The sequence below is a fragment of the Saprospira grandis DSM 2844 genome (assembly GCF_000275825.1).
Classification (GTDB): domain Bacteria; phylum Bacteroidota; class Bacteroidia; order Chitinophagales; family Saprospiraceae; genus Saprospira; species Saprospira grandis_A.
Genome location: NZ_JH719942.1, coordinates 3642282 through 3661952 on the forward strand (window position 1 = coordinate 3642282; position 19671 = coordinate 3661952).

Genomic DNA, 19671 nt, shown 5'->3' on the forward strand with positions numbered 1-19671 from the left:
ACCCACTCCGCAGCGCTGGGCCGTTTGGCCTTCGGCCATGGCGGCTTTGCCGCTATCTGCAGCCTAAAGGCCGCAGCCAATCTGCTTGGGCCATCATCTTGCTCGCCGCAGGAGCTTAAAAGCCCCTGCTTCGGTGATAGAAGGCAAGGGCTTGGGTTTTTCAGGAATCTGCAGCCTAAAGGCCGCAGCCAATCCGGTTGGGCTATTACCTTGCTCGCCGCAGGAGCTTAAAAGCCCCTGCTTCCAGGATAGAAGGCAGGGGCTTAGGTTTTTCAGGACCTGCGGCTTTTAAGCTGCAGGCCAAAATAACAATGAGCTTAACGGCTAATAATTGGGTTGTCGTTATCCACCGTATCATCATCGTTTGTAGATGAAGACTCAGGATTTTCTACTGTTTCTTCCTTGTTAGGAGATCCTTGTTTCTTAAAGCGTTCACTAAGACGGTCATAGGCCGTTTTTGCACCAGGTACGCTAGCTTCTGCATAGGCAGTAATAATCTTGTAGACAAAAAGGCTATTCACATAAGCTTCGCTACCTGATAGGGCCGCCGTGTTTTTGAGGGCCTTTAGAAACTGCTCCATACGCACGATAAACTGCTGAAGCTGATCAAAGAGCCGTAGGTCATTTGAAATTTCAGTCATGTTGATGTGTGCAGGCATGCTAAGGTCAAGGTAGTTGACCACAGAAATAGTTTCTGCAACAAAGCGATGATTGTCTACGCTAATGTGGTTAAGCTTGCGAATTTCTTCTTCATCTAGCTCTGTAAGAAAAGGAAAAAGCGTTTGGCAGTCATTCAAGAGCTGCTCAGCATTTGCGAAATCGGCGTCAGTCATAAATGCAGACACTCGATTCAAATTGAGGTTTGCCATAAAATTATGGGTATTAAAGTTTGTGAATAAGAGTTATAACTCCATGTACATTACAATTATAGGCGTATACTTTTATAGATGCAACTATATCTTTAATTTTTTACGACAAAAATAATTAGTCGCATTGTTTTATGTGACATACTTTATAACTTAAATTTTACCAAAAGACTTTATATATCGACCTTTGACGACGAAAAAAGCCAGTCTACTCTTTTGTAGACTGGCTTTTTTATTAACCTAGCATTAACACTTTTTTAGGACCTAGAGCTGAGCTGTCTTATGCAATTACTTGATAATTATGGTTTTGGTTACTCTTATTGCCTACCAAAAAGCTTGCAGTAGGTCTAGCTGCTAGCTGAGTAGGTCAGGCTGCTAGCTGGGTAGGTCAGGCTGCTAGCTGAGTAGGTCAGGTTGCTAGCTGAGTAGGTCTGGTTGCTAGCTGGGTAGGTCTGGTTGCTAGCTGAGTAGGTCTGGTTGCTAGCTGAGTAGGTCTGGTTGCTAGCTGGCTAGGTCTGGTTGCTAGCTGAGTAGGTCTGGCTGCTAGCTGAGTAGGTCTGGTTGCTAGCTGAGTAGGTCTGGCTGCTAGCCGAGTAGGTCTGGTTGCTAGCTGAGTAGGTCTGGCTGCTAGCTGGCTAGGTCTGGTTGCTAGCTGGCTAGCTGGTTGCGGGACTGTTCAGAATTTTGTGTATTAGAATAAAATTTGGGCCTTTAGCCTAGTGCTCAAAAGCAGGATTCAGCCAATCATCGCCTAGGGACAAGCCCCTAGGCTAATCCAATGGAGTCAGCCCTCTGCGAGGGCCTCAACTGTTGATGTATAAGGCCTTGCTAAGTCATTTTAGCAGAGAAGTAGCTTATCCAAGGCCCTCTTTAGAGGGCTGTCTGAAAAAGCTAGCCTAGGGGCTTGTCCCTAGGCAGCAAAAAGGAGAAACACAAAATTTTAAACAGTCTCAAATTTTGAACAGTCCCCATCCTACAGGCCCGAAGGGCCGCAGGCCTAGGGGCCTGAAAGGGTGGCCGCAGGCCAGACCGAGCCGCTGAAAGCGGCGAAGGGCCGAGCAGACCTGCGAGCCCTGCAAGGGCCCGGCCGCCGAAGGCGGCAGGCCCCAAACAAAAAAAAGCCAAGTCCTCTAAACAGAGAACTTGGCTTAATGCTCAAGCGAAAAAAGCTTAGAACTGCTCTAGTCCAGCAAAGTGGAAATCGCCTTCAATCTTGGCGTTTTCGTCAGAGTCAGAACCGTGGATAGCGTTTTCTCCGATGCTAGTGGCATACTTAGCGCGGATAGTACCTTCTGCGGCCTCAGCAGGGTTGGTGCTACCGATAAGCGTACGGAAGTCGGCTACGGCATTGTCTTTTTCCAAAATGGCGGCCACGATAGGACCCGAAGTCATAAACTCAACGAGTTCGCCAAAGAAGGGGCGCTCCTTGTGTACTGCATAAAAACGCTCAGCAGCAGCAGTGCTCAATTGAGTCATTTTTAGGGCCACAATACGAAAGCCTGCTTCATTGATTTGGGCCAAGATGGCGCCAGTGTGCCCAGCTTTTACAGCATCGGGCTTGATCATGGTCAGCGTTTTATTAGTTGCCATTAGTTTGTTTTTTATTATTGTAGTAAAAGGTATTCTGCTTAATTGGGCGCAATAATATAAAAAGCCCTTGGCATATCCAAATGCTGTCTTTAATTTCCTGATTGTGGCCGAAAATAACGAGCCAAAAGGCCCAAAAGCAGGATAATCAGGCTAGTGAGCAGCAAATAGAGTTTCCAGTTGCCGGCTCGGCTGAGCTTAATCGGGCGGTCATCGCCCAGCTCAATAAAGGAGGCCCAAAAGAAGGGGTGGCTACTGATATCGCCAGCGGCATCTAGGTAATTGAGTTTGGCTTGTCGCAGCGCTTCCGATTTGCTTTTGCCTGCGCTTAGGCCCTCATAAAAGTCTTGCATCAAGATGGCCGTAGCTTGGTCGTTAATGGGCCAAAGGGTCATTACTAGAGCGGGTACTCCGGCATACATAAAGCCTCGGCCTAGGCTCACCACGCCCTCGCCTCTTTCATATTTGCCAAAGCCTGTTTCGCAGGCAGAAAGGACCACCAAGTTGGCCTTAATCTTTAGTAAGTTGAGCTCATAGGCATGTAGGAGGTCATCTTCTAGGCTATCGTGGCGGTGGCTAAAGACCAGGTTAGAGTATTCGGGGCGTTCTTCATCTACCCAGCCGTGCATGGCCAAATGAATCAGGGCATATTCTTCTTTGCTAGTTTGCTTTTTAAATTCGGTTTCATTGGCTTGTTGGCCATATAAAAAGAGGCCCTTAAAGGCTTTGCTGAGCTGCTGCACCTCTATTTTGGCGCCGGGTAGTTCATCTACTGAGCTGCGAATATGATGTTGTCGGCTATCGGTTCCGGAGGCATGGGCTGCGGCATCATAGGCATAGGAGGGGGCCATACCCAGCACTCGGCCCGACTTAATTTTGGGCCTTTCATACAAGAGCAAGGCTGCCGAATAATGATAATTCACATTATAGCGCTTGAGCAAATAGGGTAGTGTCTTAAAGCTTGGCTGGCGGAGCTCTTCTGGGGCTGGGGCTTCAGAGAGCAAGACCTCAAAGGGAATATAATTGAGGAGGCCATCGGGGACCAAGAGAATTTTATCGATGCCATCTACTTTTAGGGCGGGGGCCACAAACTGCCGGTAGAGGTCCCAGCCCTCGGCAATGAGGAGTTGTTTTAGGGCCAAGATTTTTTGTTCATCCTTGAGCCAGCTGCTATTGGTTAGTGCTAGGCGAAAGTTGCGCATTTTGCGGTTAAAGTCTTCGCCTTTGGGCAAATAAAAGAGCTCTCCAGACTGGGGGCTAAGGGCAAGGAGATAAAAGCCATCTTGGGCCGAAAAGTACTCTAAAAAGCGTTCGCCCGGTTTCAATTTTTTCTGTAGTTGTTCTAGGCTAGGGGTTTTATCTTCATACTTGAGGCGGAAATAATCGTAGTAATTGGCCTCTAGGGTATCTTGTAGGCGTTGGCTTTCTCTTTTTAGGGCCAGCAGTTCTTTGTCGAGGGCATCCATTTGGCCTGCATTATTGGCGAGTTGGGCCTCAAAATACTGCTTGCGTTTTTTGGCCAACTCTCGGCTGAGGCGGCGCTCCTCTTTGAGGAGCTTTTTGGGCAGGCCACCAAAGGCTCTGGCATTTTCGGTTTGTAGGGCCTCTAGGAGCAGTAGGGCCTTGCTGCGTTCCACCAACTGAAAGGCCTCTAGGAGATAATCCGTTTTGGGTTCTTTTTGGTATCGTTTATAGACAATAGCGAGGGCTTGTTCGTAGATAGGAATCAGGCGTTGGAGTAAAAAGAGGCGAGAGCCTTCAGACTTAAAGCTATTTCGGAGTTCATAGGCGAGGCTAGCGGCTTTTAGGGCGAGGCGGTAGGCCATTTCTTCTTGGCCGGCTTGGTTGTAGAGTTTCATTTGGACCTCCATGACCTCCAGCAGTAGTTCTCGGTCTGAAACGGCAGAGAGTTTTTCGCTAGCGGCTAGGCCTGCCTTCATTTGCAGAGCTTCGCTAGCTTGTTCTAGGGCCAAAAGTGCCTGGCCGATTTCGGCTTGGGGTTGTTGGGCAAAGAGCAGGGCGCGTTCTAGATAAATGCGGGCCAAATCGGGGTGTTTGCCGGAGCTATAGGTCTTTTGGCCTTCTTTTAGGGCTTTATCGAGTTTATTTTTGGCTTGTTCCCAATCTTTTTGCAGGCGAAAAAAGCGGCCATAGAGCAAAAAGGTAGATTCGGTTTTGAAGCGCAGGCGTTTTTGCCAATTTTCGGTTTGGGCCAAAAGGGCGAGGGCCTCTTTTTTCTTTCCGATTTCCCAGGCCACTTCGGCCCAGCCCAAATTGAGTTGGATACGGGCTTGGACAGCGGCATTGGCGGCTTGTTCCTTGGGCGACATTCGGTTGAGGGCATCTTCGGCCTTCTTAAAGTTATTGTAGGCTCGGCTATAGGCGGCCTTTTTTCGAGTGAGTTCGGCTAGGTTGGTGTAGGTATTGGCAATACGGAAAAGGTCGCCTAATTGGCTAGACAAATTGAGGGCATTGCGGCAATAATCCTCGGCCTTGTCCACATCGCCAATTTCGATATAGAGCAGGCCAATATTATTATAATAAGAAGCCACCTCAATAGAATCTTGTCTAGACTGCATAGCTTCCTTAACAATTTCTAGGGTAGTTTTGGTACGGTCTAGGGCCGATTCATAATCTCCAGTTCGGTAATAGAGGGCGCCATAGAGCTGTAGGATTTTGCGCAAAGAGGGTAAATCATTATTGAGTTGTTCTTGAGTAACGGTAAAGGCATCGTCTAGGTAGCGTTCCATCAGTCTATAATCTTGCATATAGAGGCTTGATTCGGCTAGGGCTCTAGAGGCTTGGGCATAATCTTTCCAAGACTGGGCAAATTTATAGGTAAATCGAGACTGCAGGAAATAGAGTTTGGCAGTATCTAGGGCGCCTTGGCCCATATAATATCGGCCAAAGAGGTAGGCAATATGGCCTTGCCAGGGGTCATTTTCGGGCAATTGTTCGAGGGCGGTAGTTTGGGCCAGGCGGAGTTCATTTTTCATGGCCTGCATTTGGCCGGCTCTTTTGTGCATAATGGCCTTATTGTAGGAGATGCGGGTCCAGTTTTCCCAGCAGCCCGTTTGGGCCAGTAGGTTTTTGGCCTTCTCCATTTGGCTAAAGGCTTGGCCGGCTTGGCCTTGGCCCATGGCCTTTTTTGCGGCTTCAAAGGCGGCAAAGGCTTGGCTACTATCCTGTAGGGGGCAGTTTTGGGCAGAGAGGGGGGGACTGGCCAAAAGGCAAAAAAGTCCAAGAAGGAGGCTATAATATATAATAGTAGGCTTCAAATCTGAAGGTAGTTTTCTTAGTCGGATAAATGAGGCGAAAAATAGGGCTAATTTAAGAGAAAAAGCAAGGGCCTGCTTTTTTTTCGACCAAGGGAGGGGCGGAGTTGGTTGTGTGTCGGCTGGGCTAGGGGGCCAAGAGGGGCTTGGCCTAGCGATGTGCAGGGGTGGCCGTCAGGCCAGACCGAGGCCGCAGGCCGAAGGGCCGAGCAGACCTGCGAGCCCTGAAACGTAGCGCCGACGAGCGCAGCGAGGCGGAGGCCCCAAAAAAGTAGAAATGAAAAAGAAAAAGTGAAAAATTAGTTGAATTCTACTAAATTAGCCCAAGGCCCTTAGGGGCATCTTTTTTTATACAAAAAACAGCAATCATCGAGAAGTTGAGTTTGCAGGCGGGGCGTTTATTATTGGCCGAGCCCTTTATGTCTGATCATCATTTTAAGCGGGCCGTAATTTTGCTCTGCGACCATGGGCGGGATGGCAGTGTAGGTTTTGTGTTGAACAAGCCTATGGGGCTAGATATTAAGGATTTGGTCAATGATTTTCCGGATTTTTCTGCGGAAGTACATTTTGGAGGGCCGGTGCAGACCGACAGCATACATTATGTGCATACTAAGGGCGAATTATTGGAAGGGGCCATGAAAATTGAGGAAGGATTGTATTGGGGCGGGAATTACGAGCAGCTCAAGGTCTTGATTCGGCAGGGATTATTGGAGAAAAACGACATTACTTTTTTTGTGGGTTATAGTGGTTGGGGCGAGGGCCAATTGCAGGAAGAAATAGATGTGCAGACTTGGATTTTGGCGGAGGGCGACCGCAACTACATCTTTCGGCCACAGAACGAATTATTATGGAAAAGCCTGCTAGAAAACTTGGGTGATCGTTATAGTGTGATGGCGCAAATGCCGATTCCGGTATGGAACTAAATCTTTTGACTAAACCAATCAATATGACAAACAACAAGACCTCCTTAAAGAAACTAAGAATGCTAGAAGTGAGTTTTCAGACCTTTTTGCAGCCTTGGGACCTGAGTAAATTTAGGGGAGCAATGGCCCATAAGGTGGGCTTAGAAAACGACTGGTTTCACAACCACAACAATGAAGACGAGCAAAAAGAAGAGAGTTTTCATTATCGCTATCCTTTGATTCAGTACAAATTGCACAAAAGACGGCCTCTATTGCTCTGCATTGATCGGGGTGTAGAGGAGGCCCATCACTTTTTTACCCAATCGGATTGGAGCCTTAGAATTGGCGACAAGCAGCATGATATGCGGATCCATCGCTTGCATTTGCAGGAGTACGACTTGCATTATTGGGAGCATCCTCGTTTGTATCGCCTACACAATTGGCTGGCCTTAAACAGCGAGAACTATCGGGCCATTAAGGCTTGCCGCAGCTTGCGGGAGCGTTTGGAGTTGCTCGAGCGGATTTTGCGCAACCACATCCTCAACTTTTATGGGGCTATGGGCGTGCATTTAGAAGAAGAGCTGGAGGTGCATATTACCGAGCCGCTAGATCTGAAGCGGGTATCTTATAAAGGGATCAAGAAAGAGGCCTATACCTTAGACTTTGAGACTAATGTCTTTTTGCCCAACTTTATTGGTTTGGGACAAGGAACTAGCGTTGGTTTTGGGGTGGTAAAGCCTTATCGCTAAACAAAAAGGAGCTGGCATTAAGCCAGCTCCTTTTTTATCTTACTGCCCTAAATTGCTGAGACTTCTGTATCTTTGGGCAGTATTTTCAACCTGCCTAAGCTTAACTATGAATAAGATATTCTTTTTTTGCCTTCTTTTTTGTTTGCCCCTGTTGTCGAGCGCTCAAGATAGCGCCGCTTTGGCCATTTATCCCTTTGCGGGCCGTTATGTACAACTGGACCAACTGCGGCCCTATGAATCGGAGAACATAGCCGCCCAGAGCTTTAAGACCGAAAGCAAATACCGTAGCCGTTTTGATGGCTTATCTATTGATAAAATTGCCTTTAAGGGCCAACTATTTGAGCTCACTAGCGGGCAAGGCGTTCTGATGACCGACCTCAGCTCTAAGGCCGCTACCCCTTTGCTCAACCGAGAAGAAAAAGCCCTGACTGGAGGGCAAAACTTTTTACTCTTGGCCCAAGATGGGGCCGTTTGCGTTAAGCACCTCAAAGGAGCCGAAGGCTATAAGGTCTATAAATATAATGCTGCAGGTGAAGAGGTCTTTGGCCTGCAGATTCCCCATTCCGACTCCGTGAGCTACGCCCAATTGCGCTACTCTCGGCCCTACCTCAACTATTTTAGCCACAGCAGCAAGCAGCTGGTCTTCAATTCCTACTTGGAAAGCAAACAAAAATCAGTGGTCCTAGACCTAGAAAAAGGACAGCTGAGCGAATACGACTTTAGCTTTGATGGCCTCATTTGGGATGAGGCCACAGATAGCGAAATTAGAGGCTTTCTGCAAATTCTTTCCGATAATCAACAACTTCAAATCCTCTATAAACAACAGTCTTTTGCCCTGCCCATAGAGCAGATTCAACGCTATGAAGAAATGAAGACTTTGTTGATAAATGATACCCTCTACGCCATCGTATTTAACGAAAGAGCCCCCGGCGCACTGCTTCTGGCCATCTCCTTAACCAAAGAAAAATTGCTTTGGCGCCAACTCCTAGAACCCAAAAGCCAACGCCCCAAAGTAGGCCAAGCCTTTTATAACTATTTTTGGCTGTCGGCCTACAAAGATAAGCTATTGATTGAGCAACTCAGCCCCAATCAAAAACGCCTGAGCATCCATAAAGTAGAGGATGGCCAACGCTTAGAACAATTTATTCACTAATTACAACCCCTATGAAGTACTCTTTTTTGTTTTTAGCCCTTTTGCTTAGCCTCATGAGCTGCACTATTGAAGGAGAAGGCGATATTGTCGATAGCCAACTTCCCGTAGAAGGTCCCCTGACTGGCGTAGAGCTACAAGCAGCCTATGATGTCGATGTCCAATATGGCCCACAACTAGAAGTGATCGCAGAAGGACATGCCAATTTTATTGAACGCATTTTCTGGACCGTCAATAGTGAAGGCATCCTAGAGCTAGATTTGGACCAAGGTAATTATGGCGCCTACGAACTAAAAGTAACCGTCTATACCCCAGAAGGCTTCTATTTTGAAAATTCTGGCAGCGGAAATATGCAGCTCTTTACCGATGGAACCGCCAACTTTGATAGCCTTGTCCTCAAAACTTCCGGCTCCGGAGATATCAATGGCCAAAATATAATTACGGTACAAAATGCCCTCTTTCTAGAAATAACCGGCTCCGGAAATATCTCTTTTGAAGGTAGCGCTAGCCGAGCAGTAGGCCAAATTGAAGGCAGCGGAAATCTCCTGATCCCAGACCTACAAACTAACCAATGGGAGGCCTACCTAAATGGGAGCGGTAGCTGCAATATGAGCGGCTATAGCCCCAGCGAATCCGTCAACCTCAACGGTAGCGGTAGCTATGCGGGTTTCAACTTCCTGAGCCAAAATGGAAGCTACCAACATGCAGGCAGCGGCCAGATAGAATGCCAAGCCAGTAGCCTACTCGATGCCAACCTCTCCTCAAGCGGAAACCTCTACTATAAAGGCAATCCCGCCAAAACCGTTACAGCAACTGGCTCGGGCCAAGTTATCGATGCCAATTAGCCTTAATTCTGTAGTTTTGTGATAATTTTCACAAAAACAATTGCAAGTCTAAATATTTAGCCATAAATTAAATCATTGTTTAATCCCTAACCAACAAAACCTTAATCTATGGAATGGTATTTAGCCCCATGGCAAAAGTTTGCCACATTCTCTGGTAGAGCCAGAAGAAAAGAGTACTGGATGTTCATCATCATCAACACAGTCATCCAACAAGTATTGTCCGGAGTAGGCATGGCTGTTATGGGCGAATCTGGTGTCTTTTTGGGCAGCATATTCTCGCTCGTTACGCTTGTTCCCACTATTGCTGTGGCCGTTCGCCGTATGCATGATGTAGGAAAAAGCGGTTGGTTTATGCTAATCCCTATCTACAACTTCATCTTGGCTGTTTCTGATAGTGAGCATGGTGAAAACCAATATGGTCGCAATCCTAAAGGTTTGGGTAATGAAGAAGGTAATCTAGAAGATCACTTTGTCGCCTAGCCTATAAGCTAATTCGATTTTTAAGCCCCCAATTTACAAGCGTGAATTGGGGCTTTTTTCTGCCCCTTTCTCAGGGTTTTTGGGGCCTCCGCTAAATATAATATTGCGGCGGTTACTCCCTTTGGTCGTCGAAGACACCCTAAAGGGCTTGTTGTCGTTTCGGGGCTCGCTGCTGTTTTGGGGCCTCCGCAGCTTTGCTGCGGCGCTACGTTTCGGGGCTCGCTATTCGCTCGGCCCTTCGGCGGCTTTGCCGCCTCGGTCTGGCCTTCGGCCACCCCTGCACATCGCTAGGCCAAACAAAAGCCCTTCGGGCCCAAAAAAAAGCGCCATCAGCCTCAGGCTGATGGCGCTTTAGCTATACATGCGCAAGGACCTAAAATACACGGCCTAAGCTCGCCTTGATTTTTTCGGCGGCCTCGGCCAAAATCTCGGGCGTATGTGCTGCCGAAATAAAGCCTACCTCATAACCAGAAGGACCCAAATAAACGCCATGGTCCAAAAGATCGGCATGTAGGGCCTTAAAGTGCTCCATGCTCGCCGCATCAATTTGGTCCGCCCGGCGAATCGTACTGCGGTCAAAGGCCATCCAGAAAATAGACCCAATGGTCGAAATATGTATAGGATACTCCCGCTCATCACAAAAATCCTGAATATTCTTTACAAAAGCCTGCGTTTTAGCTTCCATATCCTCATAAAAACCTGGGGCCAACAACTGTTTGGCCGAAGCATAACCCGCAGCCATAGCCACCGGATTCCCCGATAGGGTTCCCGCCTGATAAACTGGACCATCAGGAGCTACATGGCCCATGATTTCAGCAGATGCACCATAGGCACCCACGGGCATTCCCCCACCAATGATTTTACCATAAGTAATAATGTCGGGCTGAATGCCATAGTAGCCAGCCGCCCCCTCAAAACCTACACGAAAACCCGAAATTACCTCATCAAAAATAAGGAGACAGTCGTAGGCTTTGGTCAAGCGACGCAGCTCTTCCAAAAAGCTCTTTTGTTGAAGCAAAAGGCCATTGTTGGCTGGCACGGGCTCAATAATTACGGCAGCTACCTCTTCGCCATACTCTCTGAGGCATTCTTCCAAGAGGTCAGGACGGTCTAATGGGAGGACCAAGGTCTCTTTGGCAAAAGAATCGGGAATCCCCGCACTGGTGCTTTCTCCAAAAGTAACCAAACCAGAACCCGCCTTCACCAACAGCGAGTCTACATGTCCATGGTAGCAGCCCTCAAACTTGATAATTTTGTCTTTGCCTGTTACGCCTCTAGCCAAGCGAATGGCCGACATCACGGCTTCTGTGCCAGAGCTGACAAAACGGATTTTTTCTACAAAGCGGTTGTTCGATAGTAGTAGATGCCCCAATTCATTCTCCCAACGAGTGGGGGTGCCAAAAGAAGTTCCTTTGGCCACGGCGGCATAGATATTCTCTCGGATGTCATCATTGTTGTGGCCCAAAATAAGGGGACCCCAAGAGCCACAAAAGTCGATGAATTCGTTATCGTCTTCATCCCATACTTTGGCGCCCTTTCCTTCCTTAATGAAAAGAGGTACTCCTTTTACTGATTTAAAGGCGCGCACAGGAGAGCTCACTCCACCCGGAAAATAGCCTTTGGCCTCTGCGTATAGTGCTGCTGACTTAGTTGATTTCATTGTAGTTACTGTTTTATTTTTCTAATTCTTCTACTCTTTGCTTTTCGTAAAGCTCGTAATAGTAGCCTTCTTTTTTTGCAATTAGTTCTTCATGGCTGCCCACCTCTACCACTTGGCCTTCTTCTAGGACCATAATTTTGTCAAAGGCCAAAGAGGCATATAGCCGATGGGTAATAATAATGGTGGTCTTGTCTGCACAAACCGTTTTGAGGTATTGTGTAATTTCTGCCTCTGTTTTGGTATCTACCGCAGAAAGACAATCATCTAATAGGAGCAAACTAGGGTCTTTAATCAGGGCGCGGGCTAGAGATACCCGCTGTTTTTGCCCGCCTGATAGGGTGACACCTCTTTCGCCCACTTGGCTAGCAAAACCTTGGTCCAAATTCATGATGTCGTCATAGACGGCGGCATAGCGGGCGGCCTGCTCAATTTCTTCCTGGCTTTTTTCGGGGGCACCAAAGGCAATATTATTGCTAATGGTATCAGAAAATAGGAAGACATCCTGAGGAACATAGGCAATTTGCTGCCGCAATTGGTCCAAGGGGTAGGCCCGAATGCTTTGGCCATCCACCAAGATTTGGCCCTCTTCTATATCGTACATCCGCAGAAGTAAATCGGCTATGGTGCTTTTACCCGAGCCCGTGCGGCCAATAATGGCCATGCGCTCGCCTGCTTTTAGGCTAAAGTTGAGCTTTTGTAGGGCCAAAATACCCGTATCTGGATAGCGGAAGCTTACATTTTTAAATTGAAGGGCTCCTTTTAAGGGCGGAGCTGTTTGCCCTTGGGCCTCATCTTCTACGGCCACAGCAGTTTTTAAAAACTCATTGATGCGCTTTTGAGAAGCGGCCGCTCTTTGAACAATAGAGGCCACCCAACCAATAGAAGTGACGGGCCAAGTAAGCATATTGATATAAATGATGAACTCGGCAATATTTCCCGCCGAGATTTCCCCATCAATTACAAGCATACCGCCCAGCAGCACACTAATAATCGTACTGGCCCCAATCAAAATAATCATGAGGGGGCGGAACATGGCCTCTACACGGACCAAACTGAGCGACTTCTCTTTATAGTCTTCAATCTCCTCATCAAAGAAGTCGGCCATGGCTTCTTCTCGCCCATAAGATTTGACCACCCGAATGCCAGAGTAGACTTCTTGGGCCAAACTGTTGATGGTGGAGAGCTGCCCCTGAATGGCCTCACTCTTTTTATTGATAATGCTGGTCACATAATAAATAGAGAAGGAAAGGATAGGCAAGGGAATCAAGGAATAGAGCGTGAGCTCTACACTCACCGAAAGCATGGCCCCAATAACCATGACCATCAAAAAGATGAGATTGACGCCATACATAACGGCTGGCCCCAGATACATACGGACCTTAGTCACATCTTCGGTAAGGCGGGCCATGAGGTCGCCTGTATTGTTTTTGCGATAAAAGGCCAAATGCAGGCGCTCATAATGCTGGAAAATCTCTTGTCTCAGGTCGCGCTCAATCAAACGAGACATGACAATGAGCGTTTGCCGCATGAAGTACATAAATAGGCCCATCAAAAGGGCAAACAGCAGCGTGAGCCCCCCAAAAAAGAGCAAAATCTTGCCCAACTGACCAAAGAAATCGGCCTGTAGGCGGCTGCCCTCCAATAAGCGGTAGAAATAGACATTGTCAATGACTAAATCTAGGGCATAGCGGATGACCTTGGGCTGCAAAACCCGAAAGTAATTGGAGGCCAAAACAAACAAAACCCCCAGCAAAAATCGCCAGCGGTATTTGTAAAAGTATTTGTTTAAATAAGCTAATTCGCGCATAGATGACTTTTATTTTTGGCTCTCTGAGCAAGGGCCAAGATAGACCATAAAGCAGAGATGCAAAAGCTTTTTTATTTTCTTGACCTTTTCTTGACGATTGCGGCCAATGGCCTAGCGATGTGAAAGGGGGGCCGTAGGCCAGACCGAAGGCGAAACGAAGTGGAGCCTGAAGGGCCGAGCAGACCTGCGAGCCCTGACAACAAGGACTTTAGTCCGCAGTTCGACGACCAAAGGGAGTAACCGTAGCGCAGACGACCGAAGGGAGGCGACAACAAGACTGCAAGCCGCAGTTCGACGACAGAAAGGAGTAACGCCCCAAAAAAAACGACCTACAACAACCCCAATTCTACACCCTCTTGGAGAAACTTTTCTAGGCCTTTTCGTTTGGCCTCGTCTAGCTGGTAGTCAATGTTTTTATAGTAATACTCCTCTAGGCTAAATTGTTTTTGTGGGGGGAGTAGGGCCAGCAATTGCTGCCGCTGATTTAGTCCCTCGGTTAGGGCGGCATTAAATTTTTGGACAAAGCTAGGGGCCAGCGTTTTATTGGCCACCCAGGCCGCAAAAACAAAGGGCAGGCCGCTATATTGCATCCAAACTTCGGCTAAATCATAGGTATAGGCAAAGTCTTTTTCTAGGCCCATGCAGCGGTCGCCAATGACGACCCCAGCCGTTTTGCCGCCTAGCTTTTGGATATAGCCGCTGCTCGCTTGGGCAATTTTGGGACTAAGTTTCCAGTGCTTCTTGAGGAGAACCTGTGCTAGGGCCACCGAGCTTCTCGATTGATAATCAAGGTAAAGCGTTTCTATTTCTTCTATGGGGCATTGGCTATAAATGCAGACCGTTTTGACGGGGGAGGAGGCGCCAATGCAATAGTCGCTAATCAATTCATAATGGGCCAATTGGGGCAGAATAGCCACGGGCACCAGGCCCAAATCGGCCTGATTGCTTAGTAGTTTTTGGGCACAATCGGCGGGGATATCTAGGCTGAGGTCGACCTCTTGGTCCAGGTTGTGGCGAAACAGGCCGTATAAAAAGGGTTTGGAGTTGAGGTAGGAGACAATAGAGAGGCGGATTTTATTCTTCATAGTGGTAGGGCTCAATCGAGCAGATTTCTAAGCCTGAGGTGCTCTATTTCGTTTTGGGCCTTCAGGCGATAATGCGGCCCATCTTGTTCAAAAATAGAGAGGCCCGTATTATGGTGTTTGTATTGCTGCAAGGCCTTGAGCTCTTGCCCCTGAAGCAGGGCCGACAAAAAGGAGAGGGTGGCCCCATGCGTACAAATTAAGATTTTCTGTTGGGGGAGTTGTTCGATTTTGTGTAGGGCTAGGCGCAGACGGCCCGCCATTTCTAGGGCCGATTCGCCCTTTGGAATTCTGGCCTTATACTCCCCACGGCCCCAAGCATTCATTAGGGCTTTGTAGTTTTGGTGCATTTTGGGGGTAGAGGCCTGTCCCTCAAAAATGCCCCAAGAGACCTCGTCTAATTCGGGCCAATGCCAAATATCTTGCTCCAACTGCAGACCAAAGGGCGCAATGCTTTCTTGGCTTCGCTTGAGCGAAGAGGCCAGCAAGAGCTCGAAGCCCTCGCTTTTGTAATGCTCAAAAAAGGCATCTCTTTGGGCTAGGCCATGCGCATCTAAGGAGGAGTTGACGCCACGGCCCTGCACCCGATGCTCCAAATTGTATCGGGTGCGGCCATGTCGGTAGATATATAGCGTTTTTTTGGTCATTTATACTTTGGTCTTATCAATGACAGGCAGTCCTACAAAGCCTTTTTTGACCTTTTTGGGCTGCTTGCTGAAATCAAAATCCTGATAATCTTGGACCACATCATATAGGGTGCCTCTTTCAATAGGATGGCGGCCCACCTCCTTAATCAACTGCACCAATTCCTCTGTATTGAGGGCGGGGTTCTGTTCTTCAGAACCGGCCATGCTATAAATTTTGGTGGTATCATCAATGGTCCCATCAATATCATCTACTCCAAAAGCTAGCGAAAGTTGAGCGGTCCTGCGTCCAATCATGGGCCAATAGGCCTTGATATGCTCAAAGTTGTCCATATAAATGCGGGCAATGGCATAATTGCGCAAATCCTCTATGGAAGAGACCTCTGGCAGATGAGATAGCTCATTATTTTGGTTGCGGAACTTAAGGGGAATAAAGGTCTGAAACCCTCCCGTTTTATCTTGCAACTGACGCAATTGCTCCATATGGTCTACCCGATGCCTAAATTCCTCAATATGTCCGTAAAGCATGGTAGCATTGGAGCGCATACCCAGCTCATGCCAGATTTCATGAATGCGGAGCCATTGCTCGCCCGTACATTTTCCACCTGCAATTTGATCTCGGATTTCGGGGTGGAAAATCTCGGCTCCTCCGCCGGGCATAGACTGCAAACCGGCCTCTTTCATTAGGCGCATACCCTCTTCATAAGAGACCTTGGCCTTTTTGAAAATGTAGTGATATTCTACGGGCGTGAGGGCCTTTACATGCAAGTCGGGACGATGTGCACGGATCTGGCTAAACAACTGGCTGTAAAATTCCAAATCGTACTGAGGCAAAACCCCACCCACAATATGCACCTCGGTGACGGGCTCCTCATCATACTTTTTGATGATTTCCATCATCTCTTCTAGGGTCAGTTCCCAACCATCTTCCCGCTTCTTAATACGGCGAGAATAAGAGCAAAAAGTACAGGTATACAAGCAAACATTGGTGGGCTCCAAATGAAAGTTTCGGTTGAAGTAGGTCTTATCGGCATGCTTCTTTTCCCGAATAAAGTTGGCCAAAACCCCTAGGTAGCCCAAGGGGGCATGCTCATATAAATAAATGCCCTGCTCTACGGTCAAGCGTTTTTCTTGCTGTACCGCTTGGGCAATCTGATGTAGTCCTGCATCTAATGCGCTATCATTCAGTAAGGTATCAATGGCTGTAGACATATCTCTAGTTTTCGTTTCATGGCTAATGCGCCGCAAATTTAGCATTTTTTAGTGGCTTGCCTAACTAACAGTTTTTAAAACTTTCAGTTTGAATTGAAAGCTATTTATTTTTTGGGGCGTTACTCCTTTCAGTCGTCGAACTGCGAACTAAAGTTCTTGTTGTCGTTTCAGGGCTCGCTGCGGTTTTGGGGCCTCCGCCTCCCTTTGGTCGTCGGCGCTACGTTTCGGGGCTCGCTGTTCGCTCGGCCCTTCGGTCTGGCCTGCGGCCCCCCCTGCACATCGCTAGGCCATTTGGCCTTCGGCCATAGCTGCAGGTTGAAACCCGCAGCCAATTTCGGAACAGCTAAGCAAGCTTTTGGCTGCGAGACTGTTTAAATTTTTGTGGCTGCCCTTTCCTGCGCCTAGGGACAAGCCCCTAGGCTAGCTTTTTCAGACAGCCCTCTAAAGAGGGCCTTTGGATGAGGTCCTTCTTTGAAATAACTACTTAGCAAGGGCATGTATATAAGCCTTTGAGGCCCTTTAGGGCTGACTCCATTGGATTAGCCTAGGGGCTTGTCCCTAGGCGACTATTGGCCAAACCCTAAGCAGCTAAAGGCCCAAATTTTAATCTAATACACAAAATCCTGAACTGTCCCCTTTTTGCCCTATTCGCAATTTGTGAAATGGCATTTGTAAAGCAGGGTAAGCTATTGGGAATTTGTGAAATGGCATTTGTAAAGCAGGGTAAGCTATTGGGAATTTGTGAAATGGCATTTGTAAAGCAGGGTAAGCTATTGGGAATTTGTGAAACGGCATTTGTAAAGCAGGGTAAGCCATTCGCAATTTGTGAAACGGCATTTGTAAAGCAGGGGAAGCTATTCTGCGTCTAGAGGCGGCGAAGCCGCCGGCTGAGGGATGGATAAGGGTGGCCGAAGGCCAGACCGAGCTTTTTGAGCAAAGCGAAAAAAGCGAAGGGCCGAGCAGACCTGCGAGCCCTGACACAGCCCGACCCGCCCGCAGGGCGGGGCAGCCCCAAAAAAAAGCAGAAAAGCCAAAGCCTTTCTGCTAATCTGTAATTTTAATAGGAGGGGGAGGAGTTTAGACAAACTTACCGGCTTCCATTTCGTTTTCTTGTCCTTTGAAGGCGGCGCGGGGGTGTAGGCCGAGCAGTTGGAACATCTGGCGGTCCTGGTCTACATCGGGATTAGGGGTAGTGAGTAGTTTTTCGCCGGCAAAGATAGAGCTAGCGCCAGCCATAAAGCAGAAGGCCTGCTCCTCGATGCTCATTTCTTCGCGGCCAGCGGATAGGCGGACCTGAGAAAGGGGCATAATAATGCGGGCGGTAGCGATCATGCGGAGCATTTCCCAAAGCGTGATCCGTTTTTGGTCCTCTAGAGGCGTGCCGGGCACACGGACGAGGGCATTCACGGGTACAGATTCGGGATGCTTAGCCATATTGGCTAGGGTGTGCAGCATAGCGATGCGGTCTTGGTCGGTTTCGCCAAGGCCGATAATTCCGCCAGAGCAGACCGAAATACCTGTATTACGGACATTATCGATAGTGTCGATTCGATCCTGATAATCTCGGGTAGTGATAATATTCTCGTAATTTTCCTCGGAGGTATCGAGATTATGGTTATAGGCGTAGAGGCCGGCCTCTTTGAGTCGTTGGGCCTGTTCTTCGGTAAGCATACCGAGTGTACAGCAGACCTCCATACCGAGGCTATTTACGCCTTGGACCATTTGGAGGACGCGATCAAACTGCTTATTATTTTTGACATGTCGCCAGGCGGCGCCCATACAAAAGCGGGTAGCGCCATTAGATTTTGCGATACTTGCTTTGGTGAGCACCTCATCTACTTCGAGTAGAGATTGGTGGTCTACATCGGTATTGTATCGGGCGGCTTGAGGGCAATAGGCGCAATCTTCTGGGCAGCCGCCGGTTTTAATAGAGAGTAAAGTACAGACCTGTACTTCTCTGGCCTCGTGATATTTTCGATGGACCGTAGCGGCCTCATAGACCAAGTCTAGAATGGGGCGGTTGTAGATTTCCTCAATCTCGGCAGTAGTCCAATCATTACGTACTTCCATAATAATTTACATTTGGTCAGTAGATAAAAAAAGCAGCGGAAGCTTCCACTGCTTGTCTAGGCAAAGCTAAGCAATAATTCTAGAACTTAGACGAAAAACTTAACGTTTTAGGTCTAGGCGAAAAGAGCTAGCGCTTTGGCTATCGTTGTAGTCTAGTTCAATTTTATTGGGGTCATCAGAGATTTTGCCACGGACCTTGGCCCAGACCAATTCGTCTCCATCGGCATCTTCGCCTAATTCTTCGGCTTCGAAGGCGAAGGGAGAGGACATTTTGCCAGAGAGTTCATTTTCGATACTTTGGTCTTTGTGGCGGATAAAGCCCTTAACCTCTTGATTGTCGAGCATTTCGATAAAGAAGACATAATCATTGTGGCGGCCTTTAAAGCCGGGGCGGTCGGGAAATTCTTCTCCTTCTAGGCTATGATTATTTTGCGGGGCTGTTTCTGTTTGGCTGAGTTGGCCTTCTTCTAGGGCTGCATTTTCTGGGGTTTTGGGGGTTTCTTGGGTATTGCAGGCAATAGTTAGGCTAAGGAGCCAAAGGAGGACAAAGAAGAGGTTTCGGACTTTCATAAGATAAAGAGTTTAGTGATTTAGGGGATAGTTATTTTTGGGGTTTAGCCGTCTAGGGCGGCTTTGACCTGAGCAATCACTTTTTTGCGGTCTTCCTCATTGCCCACATAATCGAGTTGGTCGGCGCTGAGGGTGAGCAATTTACCTGCGGAGTATTCGGCGATCCAGTTTTCGTATCGTTCGTTGAGGGATTGCAGATAATTGAGGCTCATATTAGACTCATAGCTACGGCCTCTTTTCTGGATATGTTTGACCAGAGTGGGGACGCTAGACTTGAGATAAATCATGAGGTCGGGCGGGGTAATTTGCGACTGCATAAGGAGGAAGAGGTCAAAATAGTTTTTAAAATCTCTAACCGACATCAGGTCCATTTCGTGGAGGTTGGCGGCAAAGATATGGGCATCTTCATACAAAGAGCGGTCCTGAATGACGACATCATTGCCGGCTTTGATTTTCAGTACCTGTCTATATCGGCTATTGAGGAAATAGACCTGTAGGTTGAAGGACCAGCGGCCCATATCATTGTAAAAATCTTCTAGATAAGGGTTGTCATCGGTAGATTCATAATTGACGGTCCAGCCAAATTCTTCTCCTAACAAACGACAGAGTGAGGTTTTTCCGGCTCCAATATTTCCGGCCACTACAATATGCTTGTAGGGCAGTTGCTCTTTAGACATAAGGTATTTTGATTTACGATAAGCGTTAATTTGCGGCTAAAATAATTTTTTTATCCCTAAAAAACCATTCTAATTTGTACTTTTAGCTAGCTCTT

Annotated in this window: 16 protein-coding genes and 1 pseudogene; 6 read left to right on the forward strand and 11 right to left on the reverse strand. The window is 47.8% G+C overall.

Annotation, left to right across the window (positions count from 1 at the left end):
- Positions 1-231 (forward strand): annotated as a pseudogene (locus tag SAPGRDRAFT_RS23295) (hypothetical protein); the annotation flags it as partial.
- 86 nt (positions 232-317) lie between these two features.
- Here SAPGRDRAFT_RS23295 and SAPGRDRAFT_RS16270 read toward each other — a convergent pair.
- From SAPGRDRAFT_RS16270 to SAPGRDRAFT_RS16280, 3 genes are all read right to left on the reverse strand, one after another.
- A complete protein-coding gene (locus SAPGRDRAFT_RS16270) occupies positions 318-869 on the reverse strand; it encodes a hypothetical protein (RefSeq protein ID WP_002660319.1) in 552 nt (183 codons plus the stop codon).
- Between the two features lie 1167 nt (positions 870-2036).
- The gene (locus tag SAPGRDRAFT_RS16275; protein ID WP_002660320.1) at positions 2037-2456 is read right to left on the reverse strand and encodes a nucleoside-diphosphate kinase; all 420 of its coding nucleotides are present in this window, start codon (positions 2454-2456) and stop codon (positions 2037-2039) included.
- An 89-nt stretch (positions 2457-2545) separates the two neighbouring features.
- Complete coding sequence (locus tag SAPGRDRAFT_RS16280; protein ID WP_002660321.1) at positions 2546-5731, reverse strand: CHAT domain-containing protein; 3186 nt, start codon at positions 5729-5731, stop codon at positions 2546-2548.
- 374 nt (positions 5732-6105) lie between these two features.
- Between SAPGRDRAFT_RS16280 and SAPGRDRAFT_RS16285 the strand changes: the two genes are divergently transcribed.
- The 5 genes from SAPGRDRAFT_RS16285 to SAPGRDRAFT_RS16305 all read left to right on the forward strand — a co-directional run bounded on the left by SAPGRDRAFT_RS16285 (position 6106) and on the right by SAPGRDRAFT_RS16305 (position 9854).
- Positions 6106-6651: a YqgE/AlgH family protein gene (locus SAPGRDRAFT_RS16285; protein WP_002660322.1), complete on the forward strand. Its 546-nt coding sequence runs from the start codon at positions 6106-6108 to the stop codon at positions 6649-6651.
- The gene (locus tag SAPGRDRAFT_RS16290) at positions 6642-7379 is read left to right on the forward strand and encodes a CRISPR-associated endonuclease Cas6 (RefSeq protein ID WP_002660323.1); all 738 of its coding nucleotides are present in this window, start codon (positions 6642-6644) and stop codon (positions 7377-7379) included. Before SAPGRDRAFT_RS16285 ends, SAPGRDRAFT_RS16290 begins: the two co-directional genes overlap by 10 nt.
- A gap of 106 nt (positions 7380-7485) precedes the next feature.
- Positions 7486-8532, forward strand: coding sequence for a hypothetical protein (locus SAPGRDRAFT_RS16295; protein ID WP_002660324.1), 1047 nt, complete (start codon positions 7486-7488; stop codon positions 8530-8532).
- 11 nt (positions 8533-8543) lie between these two features.
- Positions 8544-9374 carry a GIN domain-containing protein gene (locus SAPGRDRAFT_RS16300; RefSeq protein WP_002660325.1) on the forward strand — a complete coding sequence of 277 codons (831 nt, stop codon included), beginning with the start codon at positions 8544-8546 and terminating at the stop codon, positions 9372-9374.
- A 108-nt stretch (positions 9375-9482) separates the two neighbouring features.
- Positions 9483-9854, forward strand: a complete 372-nt coding sequence (locus SAPGRDRAFT_RS16305) for a DUF805 domain-containing protein (protein WP_002660327.1) — start codon at positions 9483-9485, stop codon at positions 9852-9854.
- Between the two features lie 373 nt (positions 9855-10227).
- Here the strand turns inward: SAPGRDRAFT_RS16305 and hemL are convergent, their stop codons facing one another.
- The 8 genes from hemL to SAPGRDRAFT_RS16350 all read right to left on the reverse strand — a co-directional run bounded on the left by hemL (position 10228) and on the right by SAPGRDRAFT_RS16350 (position 19576).
- The gene (gene hemL, locus SAPGRDRAFT_RS16310) at positions 10228-11514 is read right to left on the reverse strand and encodes a glutamate-1-semialdehyde 2,1-aminomutase (protein ID WP_002660329.1); all 1287 of its coding nucleotides are present in this window, start codon (positions 11512-11514) and stop codon (positions 10228-10230) included.
- A 13-nt stretch (positions 11515-11527) separates the two neighbouring features.
- Entirely contained in the window at positions 11528-13321 is a 1794-nt protein-coding gene (locus SAPGRDRAFT_RS16315) for an ABC transporter ATP-binding protein (protein WP_002660330.1), read from the reverse strand.
- A 329-nt stretch (positions 13322-13650) separates the two neighbouring features.
- Positions 13651-14406, reverse strand: coding sequence for a menaquinone biosynthetic enzyme MqnA/MqnD family protein (locus SAPGRDRAFT_RS16320; RefSeq protein WP_002660333.1), 756 nt, complete (start codon positions 14404-14406; stop codon positions 13651-13653).
- Between the two features lie 11 nt (positions 14407-14417).
- Positions 14418-15050 (reverse strand): histidine phosphatase family protein, encoded by a 633-nt coding sequence (locus tag SAPGRDRAFT_RS16325; protein ID WP_002660335.1) that lies wholly within the window; start codon positions 15048-15050, stop codon positions 14418-14420.
- Positions 15051-16259 (reverse strand): aminofutalosine synthase MqnE, encoded by a 1209-nt coding sequence (gene mqnE / locus SAPGRDRAFT_RS16330; RefSeq protein ID WP_037350902.1) that lies wholly within the window; start codon positions 16257-16259, stop codon positions 15051-15053. It abuts the gene before it with no gap.
- 1077 nt (positions 16260-17336) lie between these two features.
- Positions 17337-18329, reverse strand: coding sequence for a biotin synthase BioB (gene bioB / locus SAPGRDRAFT_RS16340; RefSeq protein ID WP_002660339.1), 993 nt, complete (start codon positions 18327-18329; stop codon positions 17337-17339).
- A 99-nt stretch (positions 18330-18428) separates the two neighbouring features.
- Complete coding sequence (locus SAPGRDRAFT_RS16345) at positions 18429-18899, reverse strand: hypothetical protein (protein ID WP_002660341.1); 471 nt, start codon at positions 18897-18899, stop codon at positions 18429-18431.
- 44 nt (positions 18900-18943) lie between these two features.
- Complete coding sequence (locus SAPGRDRAFT_RS16350; RefSeq protein ID WP_002660342.1) at positions 18944-19576, reverse strand: deoxynucleoside kinase; 633 nt, start codon at positions 19574-19576, stop codon at positions 18944-18946.
- Positions 19577-19671: the final 95 nt, after the last annotated feature.

Bases quoted from the DNA above. Each gene is read 5' to 3' on its own strand.
- SAPGRDRAFT_RS16315 (WP_002660330.1), bottom strand. From the start codon at position 13,321: ATGCGCGAATTAGCTTATTTAAACAAATACTTTTACAAATACCGCTGG.
- SAPGRDRAFT_RS16270 (WP_002660319.1), bottom strand. From the start codon at position 869: ATGGCAAACCTCAATTTGAATCGAGTGTCTGCATTTATGACTGACGCC.
- SAPGRDRAFT_RS16350 (WP_002660342.1), bottom strand. From the start codon at position 19,576: ATGTCTAAAGAGCAACTGCCCTACAAGCATATTGTAGTGGCCGGAAAT.
- SAPGRDRAFT_RS16305 (WP_002660327.1), top strand. From the start codon at position 9,483: ATGGAATGGTATTTAGCCCCATGGCAAAAGTTTGCCACATTCTCTGGT.
- SAPGRDRAFT_RS16290 (WP_002660323.1), top strand. From the start codon at position 6,642: ATGGAACTAAATCTTTTGACTAAACCAATCAATATGACAAACAACAAG.
- hemL (WP_002660329.1), bottom strand. From the start codon at position 11,514: ATGAAATCAACTAAGTCAGCAGCACTATACGCAGAGGCCAAAGGCTAT.
- SAPGRDRAFT_RS16295 (WP_002660324.1), top strand. From the start codon at position 7,486: ATGAATAAGATATTCTTTTTTTGCCTTCTTTTTTGTTTGCCCCTGTTG.
- SAPGRDRAFT_RS16275 (WP_002660320.1), bottom strand. From the start codon at position 2,456: ATGGCAACTAATAAAACGCTGACCATGATCAAGCCCGATGCTGTAAAA.
- bioB (WP_002660339.1), bottom strand. From the start codon at position 18,329: ATGGAAGTACGTAATGATTGGACTACTGCCGAGATTGAGGAAATCTAC.
- SAPGRDRAFT_RS16345 (WP_002660341.1), bottom strand. From the start codon at position 18,899: ATGAAAGTCCGAAACCTCTTCTTTGTCCTCCTTTGGCTCCTTAGCCTA.
- SAPGRDRAFT_RS16325 (WP_002660335.1), bottom strand. From the start codon at position 15,050: ATGACCAAAAAAACGCTATATATCTACCGACATGGCCGCACCCGATAC.
- mqnE (WP_037350902.1), bottom strand. From the start codon at position 16,259: ATGTCTACAGCCATTGATACCTTACTGAATGATAGCGCATTAGATGCA.
- SAPGRDRAFT_RS16300 (WP_002660325.1), top strand. From the start codon at position 8,544: ATGAAGTACTCTTTTTTGTTTTTAGCCCTTTTGCTTAGCCTCATGAGC.
- SAPGRDRAFT_RS16320 (WP_002660333.1), bottom strand. From the start codon at position 14,406: ATGAAGAATAAAATCCGCCTCTCTATTGTCTCCTACCTCAACTCCAAA.